This is a genomic window from Dethiosulfovibrio russensis (genome assembly GCF_021568855.1).
Lineage (GTDB): Bacteria > Synergistota > Synergistia > Synergistales > Dethiosulfovibrionaceae > Dethiosulfovibrio > Dethiosulfovibrio russensis.
Map to the genome: position 1 here is coordinate 1 of NZ_JAKGUG010000033.1, position 613 is coordinate 613.

General features: G+C 52.0%; 2 rRNA genes. Both read right to left on the bottom strand.

The features are described from left to right. Window positions 1-424 (bottom strand): 23S ribosomal RNA (locus L2W48_RS12900); the annotation flags it as partial. 98 nt (window positions 425-522) lie between these two features. Beyond that, window positions 523-613, bottom strand: a 16S ribosomal RNA gene (locus L2W48_RS12905); the annotation flags it as partial.

Here is a 613-nt window from a genome sequence, read left to right on the forward strand (position 1 = left end):
CGACAGAGATTTCGTTTTCGACTACGGGACTTTCACCCTCTGCGGTCCGCTTTCCCAACACGGTTCGTCTAACGATATCTTTTGTAACTGTCGTCGCGGTCTGCAAACCACGAGTACATATTCCCACAACCCCCAACAAGCAACGATTGCAGTCTTACACTTGCCGGGTTTAGGCTTCTCCCCTTTCGCTCACCACTACTCAGGGTATCTCTCTCGATTTCTTTTCCTCCGGTTACTGAGATGTTTCACTTCGCCGGGTTCCTTCCCTTACGGGATGACCGAGGGTTGCTCGGCCGGGTTGCCCCATTCAGAGATCCACGGATCAAAGGATGCTTGCTCCTCCCCGTGGCTTTTCGCAGCTTGCCACGTCTTTCTTCGGCTTCAGGTGCCTAGGCATCCACCGTATGCCCTTATTACCTTAACCTCTCTTTGCTTTCTCTATTCCGTTGTCAAGGAACTAGCTAAAAATGGGGAAAGCAGATCCACTCTGCCTATGCTTGCTTGGTAATACAAGCTCCTTAGAAAGGAGGTGATCCAGCCGCACCTTCCGGTACGGCTACCTTGTTACGACTTCACCCTCCTTACCAGACACACCTTCGACGGATCTGTCCCC